This is a genomic window from Micromonospora sp. DT229 (genome assembly GCF_049844505.1).
Classification (GTDB): domain Bacteria; phylum Actinomycetota; class Actinomycetes; order Mycobacteriales; family Micromonosporaceae; genus Micromonospora.
The window spans coordinates 21,892-35,895 of the sequence record NZ_JBNCLD010000006.1 but is presented as its reverse complement, the minus strand read 5'-3'; the positions used below and the strand labels follow the sequence as shown (position 1 = coordinate 35,895).

The 14,004-nt window shown below is 71.6% G+C and carries 10 protein-coding genes; 3 read left to right on the top strand and 7 right to left on the bottom strand.

Annotation, left to right across the window (positions count from 1 at the left end):
* Window positions 1-87: 87 nt before the first annotated feature.
* Window positions 88-1,482: a HAMP domain-containing sensor histidine kinase gene (locus ACLQ2T_RS11305; RefSeq protein ID WP_425765960.1), complete on the bottom strand. Its 1,395-nt coding sequence runs from the start codon at window positions 1,480-1,482 to the stop codon at window positions 88-90.
* Between the two features lie 29 nt (window positions 1,483-1,511).
* The gene (locus ACLQ2T_RS11300) at window positions 1,512-2,201 is read right to left on the bottom strand and encodes a response regulator transcription factor (protein ID WP_425765959.1); all 690 of its coding nucleotides are present in this window, start codon (window positions 2,199-2,201) and stop codon (window positions 1,512-1,514) included.
* A 74-nt stretch (window positions 2,202-2,275) separates the two neighbouring features.
* Here ACLQ2T_RS11300 and ACLQ2T_RS11295 point away from each other — a divergent pair, with 74 nt between their 5' ends.
* Window positions 2,276-3,196, top strand: a complete 921-nt coding sequence (locus ACLQ2T_RS11295; RefSeq protein ID WP_425765958.1) for an ADP-ribosylglycohydrolase family protein — start codon at window positions 2,276-2,278, stop codon at window positions 3,194-3,196.
* Window positions 3,197-3,203: 7 nt separating this feature from the next.
* Here ACLQ2T_RS11295 and ACLQ2T_RS11290 read toward each other — a convergent pair whose 3' ends face one another.
* The gene (locus ACLQ2T_RS11290) at window positions 3,204-4,043 is read right to left on the bottom strand and encodes a DUF1775 domain-containing protein (RefSeq protein ID WP_425765957.1); all 840 of its coding nucleotides are present in this window, start codon (window positions 4,041-4,043) and stop codon (window positions 3,204-3,206) included.
* Window positions 4,044-4,261: 218 nt separating this feature from the next.
* Between ACLQ2T_RS11290 and thrS the strand changes: the two genes are divergently transcribed.
* Window positions 4,262-6,262: a threonine--tRNA ligase gene (thrS, locus tag ACLQ2T_RS11285; RefSeq protein WP_425765956.1), complete on the top strand. Its 2,001-nt coding sequence runs from the start codon at window positions 4,262-4,264 to the stop codon at window positions 6,260-6,262.
* 52 nt (window positions 6,263-6,314) lie between these two features.
* Here thrS and ACLQ2T_RS11280 read toward each other — a convergent pair whose 3' ends face one another.
* Window positions 6,315-7,064: a D-Ala-D-Ala carboxypeptidase family metallohydrolase gene (locus ACLQ2T_RS11280; RefSeq protein WP_425765955.1), complete on the bottom strand. Its 750-nt coding sequence runs from the start codon at window positions 7,062-7,064 to the stop codon at window positions 6,315-6,317.
* Window positions 7,065-7,277: 213 nt separating this feature from the next.
* Between ACLQ2T_RS11280 and ACLQ2T_RS11275 the strand changes: the two genes are divergently transcribed.
* Window positions 7,278-7,790 (top strand): HIT family protein, encoded by a 513-nt coding sequence (locus ACLQ2T_RS11275; RefSeq protein WP_425766269.1) that lies wholly within the window; start codon window positions 7,278-7,280, stop codon window positions 7,788-7,790.
* Window positions 7,791-7,824: 34 nt separating this feature from the next.
* Here ACLQ2T_RS11275 and drmC read toward each other — a convergent pair whose 3' ends face one another.
* The 3 genes from drmC to drmA are packed head-to-tail and all read right to left on the bottom strand — an operon-like array spanning window position 7,825 to window position 13,969.
* Entirely contained in the window at window positions 7,825-8,628 is an 804-nt protein-coding gene (gene drmC / locus ACLQ2T_RS11270) for a DISARM system phospholipase D-like protein DrmC (protein WP_425765954.1), read from the bottom strand.
* The gene (gene drmB / locus ACLQ2T_RS11265) at window positions 8,625-10,469 is read right to left on the bottom strand and encodes a DrmB family protein (RefSeq protein ID WP_425765953.1); all 1,845 of its coding nucleotides are present in this window, start codon (window positions 10,467-10,469) and stop codon (window positions 8,625-8,627) included. Before drmB ends, drmC begins: the two co-directional genes overlap by 4 nt.
* Entirely contained in the window at window positions 10,466-13,969 is a 3,504-nt protein-coding gene (gene drmA, locus ACLQ2T_RS11260) for a DISARM system helicase DrmA (protein ID WP_425765952.1), read from the bottom strand. Before drmA ends, drmB begins: the two co-directional genes overlap by 4 nt.
* Window positions 13,970-14,004 lie beyond the last annotated feature (35 nt).

Sequence of the window (14,004 nt, the reverse complement as noted above, 5' to 3'; positions counted from 1 at the left end):
CCGGTACCGGGTGGGGATTAATCCGGATCTAAGGAAGACTTGCGCCGGGGCACAGCCCGAACGGTCACCCGGGGATCTTCCGGCGATTCAGGTGTCCGTCGGACGCTGTCGGGGCCACCGGCGTCCACTGCTCTTCTGCTCCCGGGCCATCCGGCCCACCAGGCCGAACCGGCTGACCTGCCGGGGTGTCGCCTCCGGGTCGGCCAGCAGCATCACCACGCTGGCCCCGCCCAGCCGCGCCCGGTCGATGCTCACCGACCCGTTGGCCTGCAACGCCACCCGCTTGGCGATGTCCAACCCCAGGCCGGTGGAACCCTGGTCGCTGGCGCCCCGGCGCAGGGCCCGGTCGGCATCGGCGATGCCCGGTCCGGCGTCGTCGATCCGGATGGCCACGTACCCGTCGCGCCGAGAGACCGCCACCTCGAAGGCGGTGCCCTGCGGGGTGTAGCGGAACACGTTGCCGATCACCGCGTCGAGGGCGGCGGCCAGCTCCGCCCGGGGCACCGGCGCGGGGATGCGCAACTGGGCCCCGATCACCCGGTGCGGGCGGTTCTGGTCACCCGCCAGGGCGGCCCAGAAGACCATCCGCTCCCGGACCACCTCGCTCACGTCGCACATGGCCGGACCGGCCTCGGTGGCCACCGCCTTGCGGGTGGTCTTGATCAGGGTGTCGATCTCACCCTCCAGGGTGACGATCGCCTGCCGGATCCGCCGGATTCCCCGCCGGTGATCCAGTTCGGCCTGGCTGAACGAGCCCACGCTGGTGTCGTCGGACTCCAGGGCCTCGGCATCCAGACGCAACACCGTCAGCGGGGTACGCAGCCGGTGCGACAGATCCGCCACGAGTTCCCGTTCCTCCGTACGGGCCGCGACGAAGCGCTCCGCCATCCGGTTGAAGGCGTGGCCCGCCTCGGCCAGTTCCCGGGGGCCGCTGGGTTCGACGCGTACCCCCAGGTCACCGTCGCTCACCGCGAGGGCCGCCTTGACCAGATCCCGGGTGGCGTCCACGGCCCGGGCGGCCACCCGGTCCACCACCAGCACGGCGGCGCCCACCAGGGCCACGGCCACCCCGGCGAGCAGCAGCCACCGGGTGCCGGCGCCCTCGCCCAGCGCGGACTCCGCAACGAAGACCTCCACCACGGCGGTACGGTCGGCCAGCACCACCGGATCCAGCCGCACCACGCCCCCGTCGACGTCCAGCACCATCGACCGCCGCTCGGAGCGGGCCTGCGCCAACTGCCCGGCGTCGGCGCGTCCGGTCGAGGGGACGTCTTTCAGGCCGTGCACGACCGGGCGGGTAGCCGGATCATCGCTACTGGCGTCGATCGCCCGGGCCACCACCTCGGGCTTCGTGCTGACCGCCAGGGCCCCGGTCACCAGGGCGCTGCGCCGGGCCGCGTCGGCGATCGCCTCCTCCCGGGCCTGTGCGCCCAGGGTCAGCCCCAGCGGCACCAGGAAGGCCAGCGCCAGCAGGACGCCCATCCCGGCCGTCAACAGGGCCAGCGACCGCCTCAGTCCGGGGCGACCAGCCGAAAGCCCACCCCCCGCACGGTGCGCAGGTAGCGCGGCTTCGCCGCGGACTCGCCCATTTTGCGCCGTAGCCAGTACAGGTGAACGTCGATGGTCTGATCCTCGCCGACCGATGGCTGCCGCCATACCTCCTCCAAGAGCTCCCGCCGGGACACTACCCGGCCGGGGCGGGCGGCGAGATACGCCAGCAGGTCGAATTCCTTTCGGGTCAGCGCCAGCGCCGCCCCGTCCAACTGCGCGCTGCGTTCGCCGAGGTCCACCCGCAGGCCACCGACGGTGAGCACCGCCGGCTGCTCCGCCCGACTGGCCCGCCCCACCCGGCGCAACACGCTGGTGATCCGGGCGTCCAGGTGGGCCCCGGTGAACGGCTTGACCATGTAGTCGTCCGCCCCGGCGCGCAACAGCCGGACCACGGACTGCTCGTCGTCGCGGGCGGTGGCGATGATGACCGGCACGTCCGTGATGCCGCGCAACATCCGCAGGGCGTCCGAGCCGTCCAGATCCGGCAGCCCCAGATCGAGCACGACGAGGTCAGGTGCCTCCGCGGCGACCCGACGCAGGGCGTCCAGGGCGCTGCCCACCGCGTGCACCGCGTGGCCCCGATCGGTGAGGGAGCGAAGCATCGCGCCGCGTACGACATGATCGTCTTCGACCAGGAGGACGGTGGCCACCCCAGCACGGTACTCGGCGCGGCGCACCGAGCGTTGTTGCGGCCCACCCCGGAACCCGCCAAGCTGTTCCAACGATGACCTTCACCCTCTATCCGGACACCCGACTGATGCTGGCCCGGGACAGTCTCGCCGGGCTGTCGGTCGGCGACGCCCTGGGCTCCCAGTTCTTCGTACCCGGCCGGGCCCCCGGCGATCTGGCGGCCGGTCTGCTCCCGCCGCCGCCCTGGCAGTGGACCGACGACACCGAGATGGCCTGCTCGGTGGTGGCCGCACTCGCCCAGGCCGGCGGCATCGACCGGGACGCCCTGGCGGTCGACTTCGCCCAGCGGTGCGAGCCGTACCGGGGTTACGGCCCGGGTGCGGTGCGCATCCTGCGGTTGATCCGTACCGGCACCCCCTGGCCGGTCGCCGCCGCCTCCGCCTTCGACGGGCAGGGCTCCTGCGGCAACGGCGCGGCGATGCGGGTCGCGCCCCTGGGGGCCTACTTCGCCGACTCCACCCACCGGGCCGCCGCCCAGGCCCGGGCCTCGGCCGAGGTGACCCACGCCCACCCGGAGGGCATCGCCGGGGCGGTGGCCGTGGCCGTGGCCGCCTCGCTGGCCGCCCGGGCCCGCCTGGACGGGGACCGGCCCGCCCCGGCCCGGCTGCTCGCCGCGGTGGCCGCCGCCCTGGACCCGGCGACCGAGGTGCACCAGGGCGTACGCCGGGCCGGTGGGCTGCTCGGCCGTCCCCTCGCCGAGGTCGTGGCGGCCCTCGGCAACGGCGCCCGGGTCACCGCGCAGGACACCGTGGCCTTCACCCTCTGGGTGGCCGCCACCCACCTGGCGGACTACCCCTCGGCGGTACGGGCCTGTGTCGAGGCGGGCGGGGACGTGGACACCACGGCCGCCATCGTCGGCGGGGTGGTGGCCGGATACACCTCGGTGGGTACCCCCGGCGGAGTGCCCACCGCCTGGCTGGCGGCCCGGGAGCCGCTACCCGACTGGGTCGACTGAGGTCGGCTCAGCGCCCGGCGCGGGCCGGTTGCTCCCGCTCGGCGACCTGCGCCGGGCCTTCCTGGTCTGTCGGCTGCTCCGAGCCTTCCCGCTCGGCGGGCGGTCCCGTCGGTTCCTCGGCGAGCACCGAGCGGTCGATGGTCTCGCCGCGACGGCGCCGACTGATCAGCCAGCCCACCACCGCGCCGCCACCCAGACCGGCGACCAGACCGGCGGCGAGCAGACTGTTGGCGTTCGGACCGGTGTCGCCCGGGGCGGCCGACCCGGCGGTCGGGGCGGTGCCGTGTCCGCCGTGCGCGGGGTAGGCCGGATCGCCCGGGGTCAGGGTCAGCGGCGGCAGCGGACGCTGACCGGGCCCGGTACCCCAGTGCACCTGGAGCCCGTCGGCGTAGGTCTGGGTCAGCTCGAAGGTCACCTGCTCGGCCTGGGGCAGGGGGGCCATCGAGAACACCAGCCGGGCCGGACCGGCCTCCGCCGGACCGGGGGCCCGGGTCCAGGTCAGGGCGGCCGTGACGACATCGGTCGGCGGGCCGTGCAGACCGGCCACCGGCACCTCCAGCCTGCGGGGGGTGATGGTCGGCGCCCAGCCGGGCACCGACAGCGGATAGACCTCCGCGATCGGCGGGTCCACCGGCATCCGGATCTCGATGCGTTCGGTACGCACCCCCGGCCGTTCGTCCGGCACGGTGAACTCCATCTTCACCGAGTTGCCCTGCTGCGCCTCGGTAGGGGTGAAGCTCACCCCGTCGGCCCAGGCCGCCGCCGGCCAGAGCAGCACCAGCGCGGTGACCAGTACGGCGACTGGCCCACCCCGGCGTCGACGGCCTCCACCGCACGTCCTCGCCATCCGGGTCCCCATCCCTGTTCCAGGACCGGAACCGACTCCGGTCACACCAGGTAGTTCGGATGCCGGGCCGGAAAGGTTCAACGACGGCCGGCCCTGGTTCCAGCCGGGGGCAGCGGGCCCCCGGCCGGTGTCGGCGGCGCTCGCCTGCGGGGCGACCGATAGCATCACAGGGAGCCGAGATCGGCACCTACCGTCACATCTGCTGCGAGGAGTCTCCCGTGTCCGCACCCCGTACCCCCGCCGTGGCCGACCCCGTCGTCGTCGCCGCCGGGACGACGGCGGCCGACGCGGTGGCCGCCGCCGAACTGCCCACCAGTGGCCCGAAGGCGATCGTGGTGGTCCGCGACCCGCAGGGGATGCTGCGCGACCTGGACTGGTGCCCGGCCGAGGACACCGTCGTCGAGCCGGTCGCGCTCAACGAGCCGGACGGGCTGAACGTGCTGCGGCACTCGACCGCGCACGTCCTCGCCCAGGCGGTGCAGGACATCTTCCCGGAGGCCAAGCTCGGCATCGGCCCGCCGATCGACAACGGCTTCTACTACGACTTCGCGGTCGACAAGCCGTTCCAGCCGGACGACCTGGCCAAGCTCGAGAAGCGGATGCAGGAGATCATCAAGTCCGGGCAGCGGTTCCGGCGGCGCCGGTTCGACAGCCTGGACGAGGCGAAGGCCGAGCTGGCCGCCGAGCCGTTCAAGCTGGAACTGATCGACGTCAAGGGCGAAGGGCTGGACTCCTCCGAGGTGATGGAGGTCGGCGGCGGTGAGCTGACCATCTACGACAACCTGGCCGCCAACGAGGACAAGGTCTGCTGGTCGGACCTGTGCCGGGGCCCGCACCTGCCGAGCACCCGGCTGATCGGCGCGTTCAAGCTGATGCGTTCGGCCGCCGCGTACTGGCGGGGGTCGGAGCGCAACCCGCAGTTGCAGCGGGTGTACGGCACCGCCTGGCCGACCCGCGACGAGCTGAAGGCGTACCTGAAGCTGCTGGAGGAGGCCGCCCGGCGCGACCACCGCAAGCTCGGGGCGGACCTGGACCTGTTCAGCTTCCCGGACGAGCTGGGCTCCGGCCTGGCGGTCTTCCACCCCAAGGGCGGCATCATCCGCCGGGAGATGGAGAACTACTCGCGGCTCAAGCACGAGCAGGCCGGGTACGAGTTCGTCAACACCCCGCACATCACCAAGGGCCACCTGTACGAGGTCTCCGGGCACCTGGACTGGTACGCCGACGGCATGTTCCCGCCCATGGAGGTGGAGGGCGCCAGCTACTACCTCAAGCCGATGAACTGCCCGATGCACGACCTGATCTTCCGCTCCCGTGGTCGCTCCTACCGGGAACTGCCGCTGCGGATGTTCGAGTTCGGCACGGTCTACCGGTACGAGAAGTCCGGCGTGGTGCACGGCCTGACCCGGGTACGCGGCATGACGCAGGACGACGCGCACATCTTCTGCACCGAGGAGCAGATGGCCGGCGAGCTGAAGTCGCTGCTGGCCTTCGTGCTGGAACTGCTGCGCGACTACGGCCTGGACGACTTCTACCTGGAGCTGTCCACCCGTAACCCGGAGAAGTCGGTCGGCACCGACGAGAACTGGGAGCGGGCCACCGAGGCCCTGCGCTCGGCCGCCGAGGAGTCCGGCCTGGCCCTGGTGCCGGACCCGGGCGGCGCGGCCTTCTACGGCCCGAAGATCTCCGTGCAGGTCAAGGACGCCATCGGCCGGACCTGGCAGATGTCCACCATCCAGGTCGACTTCAACCTGCCGGAGCGCTTCAACCTGGAGTACCAGGCCGCGGACGGCACCCGGCAGCGGCCGGTGATGATCCACCGGGCCCTGTTCGGCTCGATCGAGCGGTTCTTCGGGGTGCTCACCGAGCACTACGCGGGTGCCTTCCCGGCCTGGCTGGCCCCGGTGCAGGTGGTCGGCATCCCGATCCGGGACGACCACGCGGACTACCTGCACGGCTTCGTCGCCGCGCTGCGCGCCGAGGGCATCCGGGCCCAGGTGGACGCCGGTGACGACCGGATGCAGAAGAAGATCCGTACCGCCCAGCAGCAGAAGATCCCGTTCATGGTGATCGCCGGGGACGACGACGTGGCCGCCGGCACGGTCTCCTTCCGCTACCGGGACGGCTCGCAGCGCAACGGGGTGCCGTTGGCCGAGGCGGTGACCCACGTCCTGGACGTGGTGAAGTCCCGCACCAACATCGGCCCCTCGGCCGCCTGACCCGCCACGACGGCGGCCCCCCGTTCGGTGGGGCCGCCGTCGCATGGGGGTCTCAGATCCCGCAGCTCGGTGCCGACCAGGACCGGCTGGGCGTGTTGCCCAGGTGGGTGTGGTCGTTGTGTCCGGGGTATCCCGGGCCGAGGATGTTGGTGAACCCGTGGTTGCGGGCCTGCTGGGCGAGTGCGCAGAAGGAGTGCGACCCGACCAGGTCGATCCCGTCGCCGTACAGGTGTCGGCTGTTTGCGGCGCCGCCGACCGCGCTGTTGCAGGAGTAGCTGCGGAATCCGCTGCTGAGGTAGAGCGGTGAGTTGCCCATGGCCCGGCGCATCGCCTGGAGCTTCCACATGGAGACCAGGGCGTTGAACCGTGCCGTGCTGGCCGAGACCGCGCCGCCGGACCAGTCGCTGTTGCACCGGTTCCACTCGGCGTAGCTGAAGCTGACCGGGGTGCAGTCCGAGTCCTGCAGGGCGTAGATCTGGTTGAAGGTCTGCGTGCCGGCCACCCCGTCGGCGGCCAGGCCGTAGGCCTGCTGGAAGCGGATCACCGCCGACCGGGTGGCGGGACCGTACGCCCCGTCCAGGGTGAGCACCGCGCCGTAGCCGGGGTAGCCGGAGACCCGGATCTGCAACTGGCGTACGTCCTCGCCGGTCATGCCGGAGGAGAGGGCTCGGCCCCAGGTGTAGCAGGCGTCGGCCTGGGCGGGGGTGCCGGTGGCGGCCACCGCTGCCAGGCTGGCCAGTGCGGCCAGTACGCAGGCGGTGAGGGCGCGCCCCAGACGGTGCCGGACGGTACGTCGTTCCACAGCAACTCCAAATCGACGATCTTCGAGGTAAGGGGACTGAAAGTTTCATCGATGTCGATGTAATCGTCAATAAATCCTTGTTTCCATCTGCGAACGGGCCTCAGCGGCGGTCGCGGTCGTCGGGCACCGCACGGTGCGGGTGGCGGACCACCCCCGCGCGGTACGTAGGATCGCCGTGTGACTGGGGCGGACGAGCAGCACACCGACAGGGACATGGCAGACGGGCTGGACCGGCTCTGGACCCCCCACCGGATGACCTACATCTCCGGTGAGGATCGGCCCGAGGGGGGCTACGAGAAGCCCTCCGGCTGCCCCTTCTGCCTGGCCCCCGGCCGATCCCAGGAGGAGAGCCTGGTGGTGGCCCGGGGCGAGCACGTCTTCGTGGTGCTCAACCTGTACCCGTACAACCCGGGTCACCTGCTGGTCTGCCCCTACCGGCACGTGGCCGACTACACCGACCTGGACGAGCCGGAGACCATCGAGTTGGCCTCCTTCACCCAGACCGCCATGCGGGTGATCCGCAAGGTCAGCAACGCCCACGGCTTCAACCTGGGGATGAACCAGGGCGGGGTGGCCGGCGCGGGCATCGCCGCCCACCTGCACCAGCACGTGGTGCCCCGGTGGGGCGGTGACGCCAACTTCATGCCGGTGATCGGGCGTACCAAGGTCCTGCCGCAACTGCTCGGCGACACCCGCGACCTGCTCCTACGCGCCTGGCCCAGCTGACCCGACCACCACCTGCCGCACCGCCCAGGCGGGTTCAGGTGAGCCGCTCCAGCGGGCCGGTGCGCGGGTCGGTGAGGGCCCGGAAGTGCGCGACGAGCCGCCCGACGACCTGCGGATCGTTGAGCATCACCCCGACCTCGATGTTGTCGGACAGCGCCCGGCCGGTGAGGTTGGCGCTGGTGATCACCGCTTGCCGGTCGTCGGCGGCGACGAACTTCGCGTGCAGTGCGGCGCGCGGGCTTCCGTCGGCGGCGCGGCGGGCTCCCGGCCAGTGCCAGAAGTTGGCCTGCTCGCGTACGGCGGCGAAGGCGGCTGCGGCCCCGGACGATCCCCGCAGGGCACCCCCGTCCTCGGCCGAGCTTTCCAGAATCAGATCGATGTGTACGCCCCGGTGCGCCGCCGAGCGCAACTCGGCGACGACCTCGGGCACCCGGTACGCGGCGAAGCTCGCCACCAGCAGACGGCTCCGGGCCTCGCGGATGACCTGCACGATCACGGAACTGGTCAGCCGGACCGGTACGGCAGGGCTGGTCGGGCCGCTGACCACCAACCGGGTCCGTTGTGTTTCGACCCGCTGCTGCATGACTGCGGCACCCCGCAGCGCGAGAGCCACCGCCGAGCCGGGCAGGTCGGGCGCCTCGGCCTGCCAGGCGGTGATCAGCCTGGTGGCCTGGGTGGCTACCGAGAACCCGGGCCGGGCCGCGATGAGGTCGACCGCCAGGGCGGCGTCCGGCTCCCGGTCCACGCTGCCGAGCACACCGGCCCAGGCGGCGATGTGGTCGGCGGGGAGGGCGGTGGCGAGGTCGGCGATCACCTCGGCGAATCGCTCGTGACTCATGCGGTGAAGAAGCCGGAGCCGGGATCGGTGAGGGTGTCGACGAGCAGGGCCCGGTCCAGGTAGTGATTGCCTCGTTCGCAGGAGGTCTCGGCGGCGAAGAGACAGGCGTGGCAGGCGGCGGCGGACAGCCGGGAGTGCACCCTCGGGTCGTGTTCCGCGCAGAGCGGATCCGAGCTGCACAGCCGGGCGGCCTCCAGGGCGCGTTCGATGAGCGCGCCCAGCCGGTCGGTGCGCCCCAGGGAGACGAGCCCGCCCAGGGTGCCCTCGCTGTCGGGTGCCGAGGTGTAGAGCAGGATTCCAGCGGCGGAAGTGTCGTCCGTTCCGGGGTAGATGCGTTCCCGGATGCCGGCGGCGCTGTAGCCGCATTCCAGAGCCAGCTCACGGATGAGCACGTGCGCGAACGTGTGCAGCAGGACGTATCGCAGCCCGGGATGCGGATTCGGGTCCATGTTCCGCGAGGCCCGCCAGCGGTCGTGGGCGACGGTCAACATCTTCTCGCGCCGCTTGACCTCCGGGCGGTGTTCCCACTCGACGATCCGGTCCTCGGCTAGGCGCAGGAAGATCCCCTCCCCGCGCATCTCCGCGCAGGGCAGCCAGGTGGGCCGGCCGACCGTCAGCGGGGCCCGCCGCCGGTCCGGGGTGTCGAGAACCACCCACTCGGGGGCGTCGATCCGGGTGAAGCCGTACAGTGCGGCGACCTCCCGCAGCCGGGGAACGAGGACCACGTCCCGCAGCCAATCCCGATGCTGGGCCGGTACCGGCTCCGGCCGGGTGGTGAAGTCGGGCAGTTCAAAGGTGCGGCCGGAGGTGAAGGCGAGCCATTCGGGCGTGTGCAGATCGGTGTCGTCGTGGCTTGGGCCGTCGGTGCCTTCGGCGGCGGCGTGCCGTTGGATGGCCTCCCAGGCCCGGTCGACGCCGTACGGCTTCAACTCGGGCCAGCAGACCTGGGACTGCATGATCTGCTTGGCGATCTCGGCGTTCAGCCCGGCGAGCACGCCCAGGTCCCTCCAGTTGTCGGCGACCACCTGGTCGACCGGGGTCTCGGCCCGGGGGAGGCTGATGACGCGCAGTTGCATCGCGAACCAACTGTTCGTGGCACCGAGGGCCAGGGTCCGGGTGGCGGCGCCGCAGCGCTCGTCGTAGGTGCCCAGGTGGGGGTGACGGCCCCGACAGGCGGGAAGGTTCCGCTCGGCGGGCTTGCCGATCGCCTGGGACATCGCCTGGGCGGCCCCGCACTCGCAGTTGATGATGATGTTGGTCGTCTCACCGGTGCTGCCGCGCTCGGTGAGCTTGAGGGTGTGCCCGGGGCCGGGATCGGTCCCTTTGTGTGCGACATACGACCAGGGGAAGTCGTCCAGGTGGCCGTTGTCGCAGGCCAGCACGAAACGGGCGGGCACTGCGGTGGGCCGGGACGGGCCGTTGCCCCGGCAGCTGTGCACGTAGCGGGCCTTGTCCGGCTGGAAGGGGGAGGAGAGCAGCTCGAACAGCCCGGAGGTGACCGGAGCCAGCCGGTTGCACCGGGTGTCGGAGCACCGCAGCCAGGTGGGGAAGAGGGTCACCGGCACGCCCACCCGGGTCCAGTCGGCGAAGGGGTCGGAGGTCTCCGGCAGGTGCGGCGGCAGGCGCAGGCTCTCCACCTGATCGCCGAGTCTGCGCCGGAGCGCCGCCAGCAGCCGTTCCTCGACGACCGGGGCGGAGTGGGTGAGGTCCCAGTGCGCCAACCCGAGGGTCAGCACGGACAGGCTGGGCAGGTCGGCCACCGACCCGACGCCGTAGGTGTGCAGGAGTTGGTTGGGGCGCAGCGCCCCGACCCGGAGGCTGCGTTGCTGCGGACCGGTCACGAGGCACCTCCGGGCGCGTTCACGACGGGCGGGAGGAACGGCGGGGGCTCCTCGTCGAGGGCGGCGAGTTGCAGTTGGAGTTGGATGCCGGGTTCCACGTCGCGCAGCGAGGTGGGGCAGGTGGTCTGCTCCCACCGGCCCTCGTCCGGGCGGTGCAGCAGCCCGGCGATGTCGTCGCTGTGGTACGGCTTGTCGTAGGCCAGCCGCCGCGCGGGTCGCATCCGTTCCCGGGCCCAGAGGTCCAGACGGGCCTCCAACTCGTCCACCACCCGCCGGCTGATGGTGTTGTCGGCGGCCACCGTGCTGCGCCGCTTGAGGAAACTCACGACGTGCTCGGCGAGCTGACTGTGCCGGTCGAAGTCCCGGGCCCGAAGGTTGCCGTTGTAGGTGTCCTCCAGGTCGCGGATCAGCGCTACCAGCACCCCGGTCAGACCCCGGTCGATGGCCCGCTCGGCGAAGGGGGTCACCGACAGGGCCTCGACCTGCCGGTAGACGGTGGCGTGGAAGTGATCGAACCGCTCATAGTGGGACAGGTCGCGCGGCCGGGCCCAGTTGTAGACGGTGAAGACCAGCCCCGGGGCCCGTCGGCCGACCCGGCTGGTGGCTTGGATGTACTCCGCGGCCGACTTCGGCTGATTGGCGACCACCATCACGCCGAGCCGATCGATGTCGACACCGACGGAGATCATGCTGGTGGCGAGGAGTACGTCGATCGGCCGTTGCCCGCCCTTGGCTCGGGTGCCGGAGAACCGCACCGCGAGCCGGTCCAGCAGGGGCCGGATCGCGTCGGAGGACATCCGGGAGGTCAACTCCTCCAGGTGCGGGTCGTAGCGCCGGGCCAGTCCGCGTTCGTCCGCGCGGGTGAGTCGGGTGGAGATGTCGTCCTCGACCACCCGCCGCATACCACCCAGGTCACGCAGGCTGTTGAAGTATCCGACCAGGGTCATGTACGGGTCGGTGACCGGGTTGCCGCCGTACTTGTCGTGGAGCTTCTGCGCCGCGCCGAGCACCGAGACGTACACCCGGATCAGGGTTGACCGGAGCCGGTTGCCGTGCGCGCAGATGCCGACGTAGCGGCGACCCGGCTTCTGCTCGTGCTCGCGCTGCCGGGCGAAGAAGCTGTCGGCGGCGTCCAGCCCCGGCGGCGGAAAGACCTGGGTCCGCCGGTGGAACAACGCGCCGATCTGCTGCTGCGCGCGGCGGATGGTGGCCGTCGAGGCGATCACCTTGGGTCGGGACAGGTGCCCGGGCTCTGGCTCCCAACTGGCCAGCCGGTCCACTGCGGTCTCGTAGAGCCCGACCAGCGAACCGAGCGGGCCGGAGATCAGGTGCAGCTCGTCCTGGATGATGAGGTCCGGCGGGCGCAGCGGCGGGCAGGGGAGCACCCGGTTTCCCGGCCGGTGTCGCCGGCGCTCCCAGTCGGTGGCTTCGAGGTCCTCGGTCAGGTAGCCGTGCTGCTCGCAGCGTTTGTGCACCCGGCCGAAGAGGGTGGCGGTCTCACCCTTCCACGGCAGTTGGGCGAACTTGTCGACGGTGGCGATCACCAGGGCCGGTGGGTGTCGATAGATCTCCTCGTCGACCAGGAGCACCGGAAGCCCCCGCTGGTCCTCGGGGAGCGAGAAGCCGCCCAGGGTGCTGAACGGGCAGTCCACGTCCGGGCAGAGCACCAGGGTGCGCCAGGGCTCCCGCTCCACGACGATGTGTCGACCCGGGTCGATCCTGGTGCCGCACCAGGGGCAACTGGTGAGCTGATGCGGCGAACCGACCCCCCGGTTGGGGCGATTCTGCCGCCGTTGATCCAGCCACTCCTTGGCGTCCTGGGTGCGGTTCGGGGTGACCCGGCCCCCGACCCACAACCCGATGCGGATCGGCGTCTCGCCCCAGGTCTGCGGATCTGCGCGGCGCAGGGTCTCCGCCGCGCAGATCAGGGTGGCCGCCCGCTCGAACTGCTGGATCGTGAGCAGGCGCAGGGTGTAGCGCATCAGCACCGTCAGCCCGTCGCGGCCGGTCAACCCGGGGTACTCCGGCTGCTGACGGCGTACCGCGATGGCGAAGGCGGTGAGGCCGAGGTACGCCTCGGTCTTGCCGCCACCGGTGGGGAACCACAGCAGGTCGGCGATGGCCTGGTCGGTGTCGGCACTGCGCTCCGGGTGCCGGGGGTCGGCCAGCGCCGGCAGGTTGAGCAGGACGAAGGCCAACTGGAACGGCCGCCACCGGTGGTTGTCCGGCTGGTCGACGGCAGCTACCGCATCCGCCAGCGCAGTCTTCGGATCCTCCCGTCGGCGACTGGCGGCCACGGTGTGCACACGTTGCAGATACATCGCCCGGTTGGCGAAGCCGAACGCCTCGCGCGCCGTCGGATCTGCGGCCAGCAGGTTGATGCCGGCTTCGATCCGGTCGGCCGAGGTCCGCGCGTCACGCAGGGCCTCCCGCACCTCCGGGCGGTACTCGTCGAGTCGTCGCGCCGGGTCGCCGGCGCTCGCCTCGTTCTTGGTGATCCACCTGCGGTAGCCGGCGACGAGGGGCCGTAGCGCCCTGGTCAACGTCGCAGCGGGCCCGGCCTCGGCCAACTCGGCCAGCCGCTTCATGTCCAGCTCCACCTCGGCCAGCTCGGGCAGCAGATCCTTGTCCTGCCTGCTGTCGGGCACGTCGGTGAAGGGCATCTCGTGGACGGGAACGGTGGTGGTGCAGATCCTGTGGGCTAGGAGTGGATCGGAGGGCGCCACCTCGGCCGAGACGGCCGTGCCGTGCCCCACCGCGAACTCTGGCTGGAAGCGGTAGGCCATGGCCAGCCGACGCCGCTCGGCCTGATCTGCGGCATCACCACCGGAGACCTGTTCCGGCCGGGGCACGAAGACCGGCTCGCCCTCCTCGGGGCCGGTAGCGCTCAGCTCCACCTGGAAGATCCACTGCTTGGGGTCCCGAGGCGACGGACTGTGCTGCCGGTTCTCCAGGAAGAGCGAGACCAGCCAGTGCTCGCCCAGGCGACGTGCCCGACCACGCACCACCACCTTCGGCTGAGCCGTGTCGACCGGCTCCGGAGCCAGCAACCCCTCACTCAGGGTCACCGTCACCGGGCCGCCGCGCTGGTGCCGTCGCCAGACCCGCTGCCCGGCGTGCTCCTCCCGATCCGACACCCCCATGTCGTAGCTGCCCCAGGCAGCGGTGAGCCGTAGCTGGGTGACCGACACCGGCACGGAGGTGGTGAAGCCGATCGCGGAGGGCGCCATGCTGGGCAGGCTCGGGGCGCTCGGCTCGGCACCCCCCTCCACCGGATCGGACACAGTGGCCTCATCGAGGGTGTCCTGATCGGACGGGTCAACCGACTCACCGTTGGGAGCGAGTCGACCGAGCAGGTAGCGATCGAGCGGATTCTCCCTGGTCGGAAACTCCTCCGCCGCACCGTGGAGCGGCCCGAGCAGGTCATCCAGGACCAGTTTCTGCAGCTCGGCGCGGATCCCCCGCTCATCCGGTGCGGCGAGCACACCCTCCCCATTCATGGAGGTGACCGTAGCGGTTAGGAACGACACCAGGG

Bases quoted from the DNA above. Each gene is read 5' to 3' on its own strand.
- ACLQ2T_RS11305 (WP_425765960.1), bottom strand. From the start codon at position 1,482: ATGGGCGTCCTGCTGGCGCTGGCCTTCCTGGTGCCGCTGGGGCTGACC.
- ACLQ2T_RS11295 (WP_425765958.1), top strand. From the start codon at position 2,276: ATGACCTTCACCCTCTATCCGGACACCCGACTGATGCTGGCCCGGGAC.
- ACLQ2T_RS11290 (WP_425765957.1), bottom strand. From the start codon at position 4,043: ATGGCGAGGACGTGCGGTGGAGGCCGTCGACGCCGGGGTGGGCCAGTC.
- ACLQ2T_RS11275 (WP_425766269.1), top strand. From the start codon at position 7,278: ATGGCAGACGGGCTGGACCGGCTCTGGACCCCCCACCGGATGACCTAC.
- drmC (WP_425765954.1), bottom strand. From the start codon at position 8,628: ATGAGTCACGAGCGATTCGCCGAGGTGATCGCCGACCTCGCCACCGCC.
- drmA (WP_425765952.1), bottom strand. From the start codon at position 13,969: ATGAATGGGGAGGGTGTGCTCGCCGCACCGGATGAGCGGGGGATCCGC.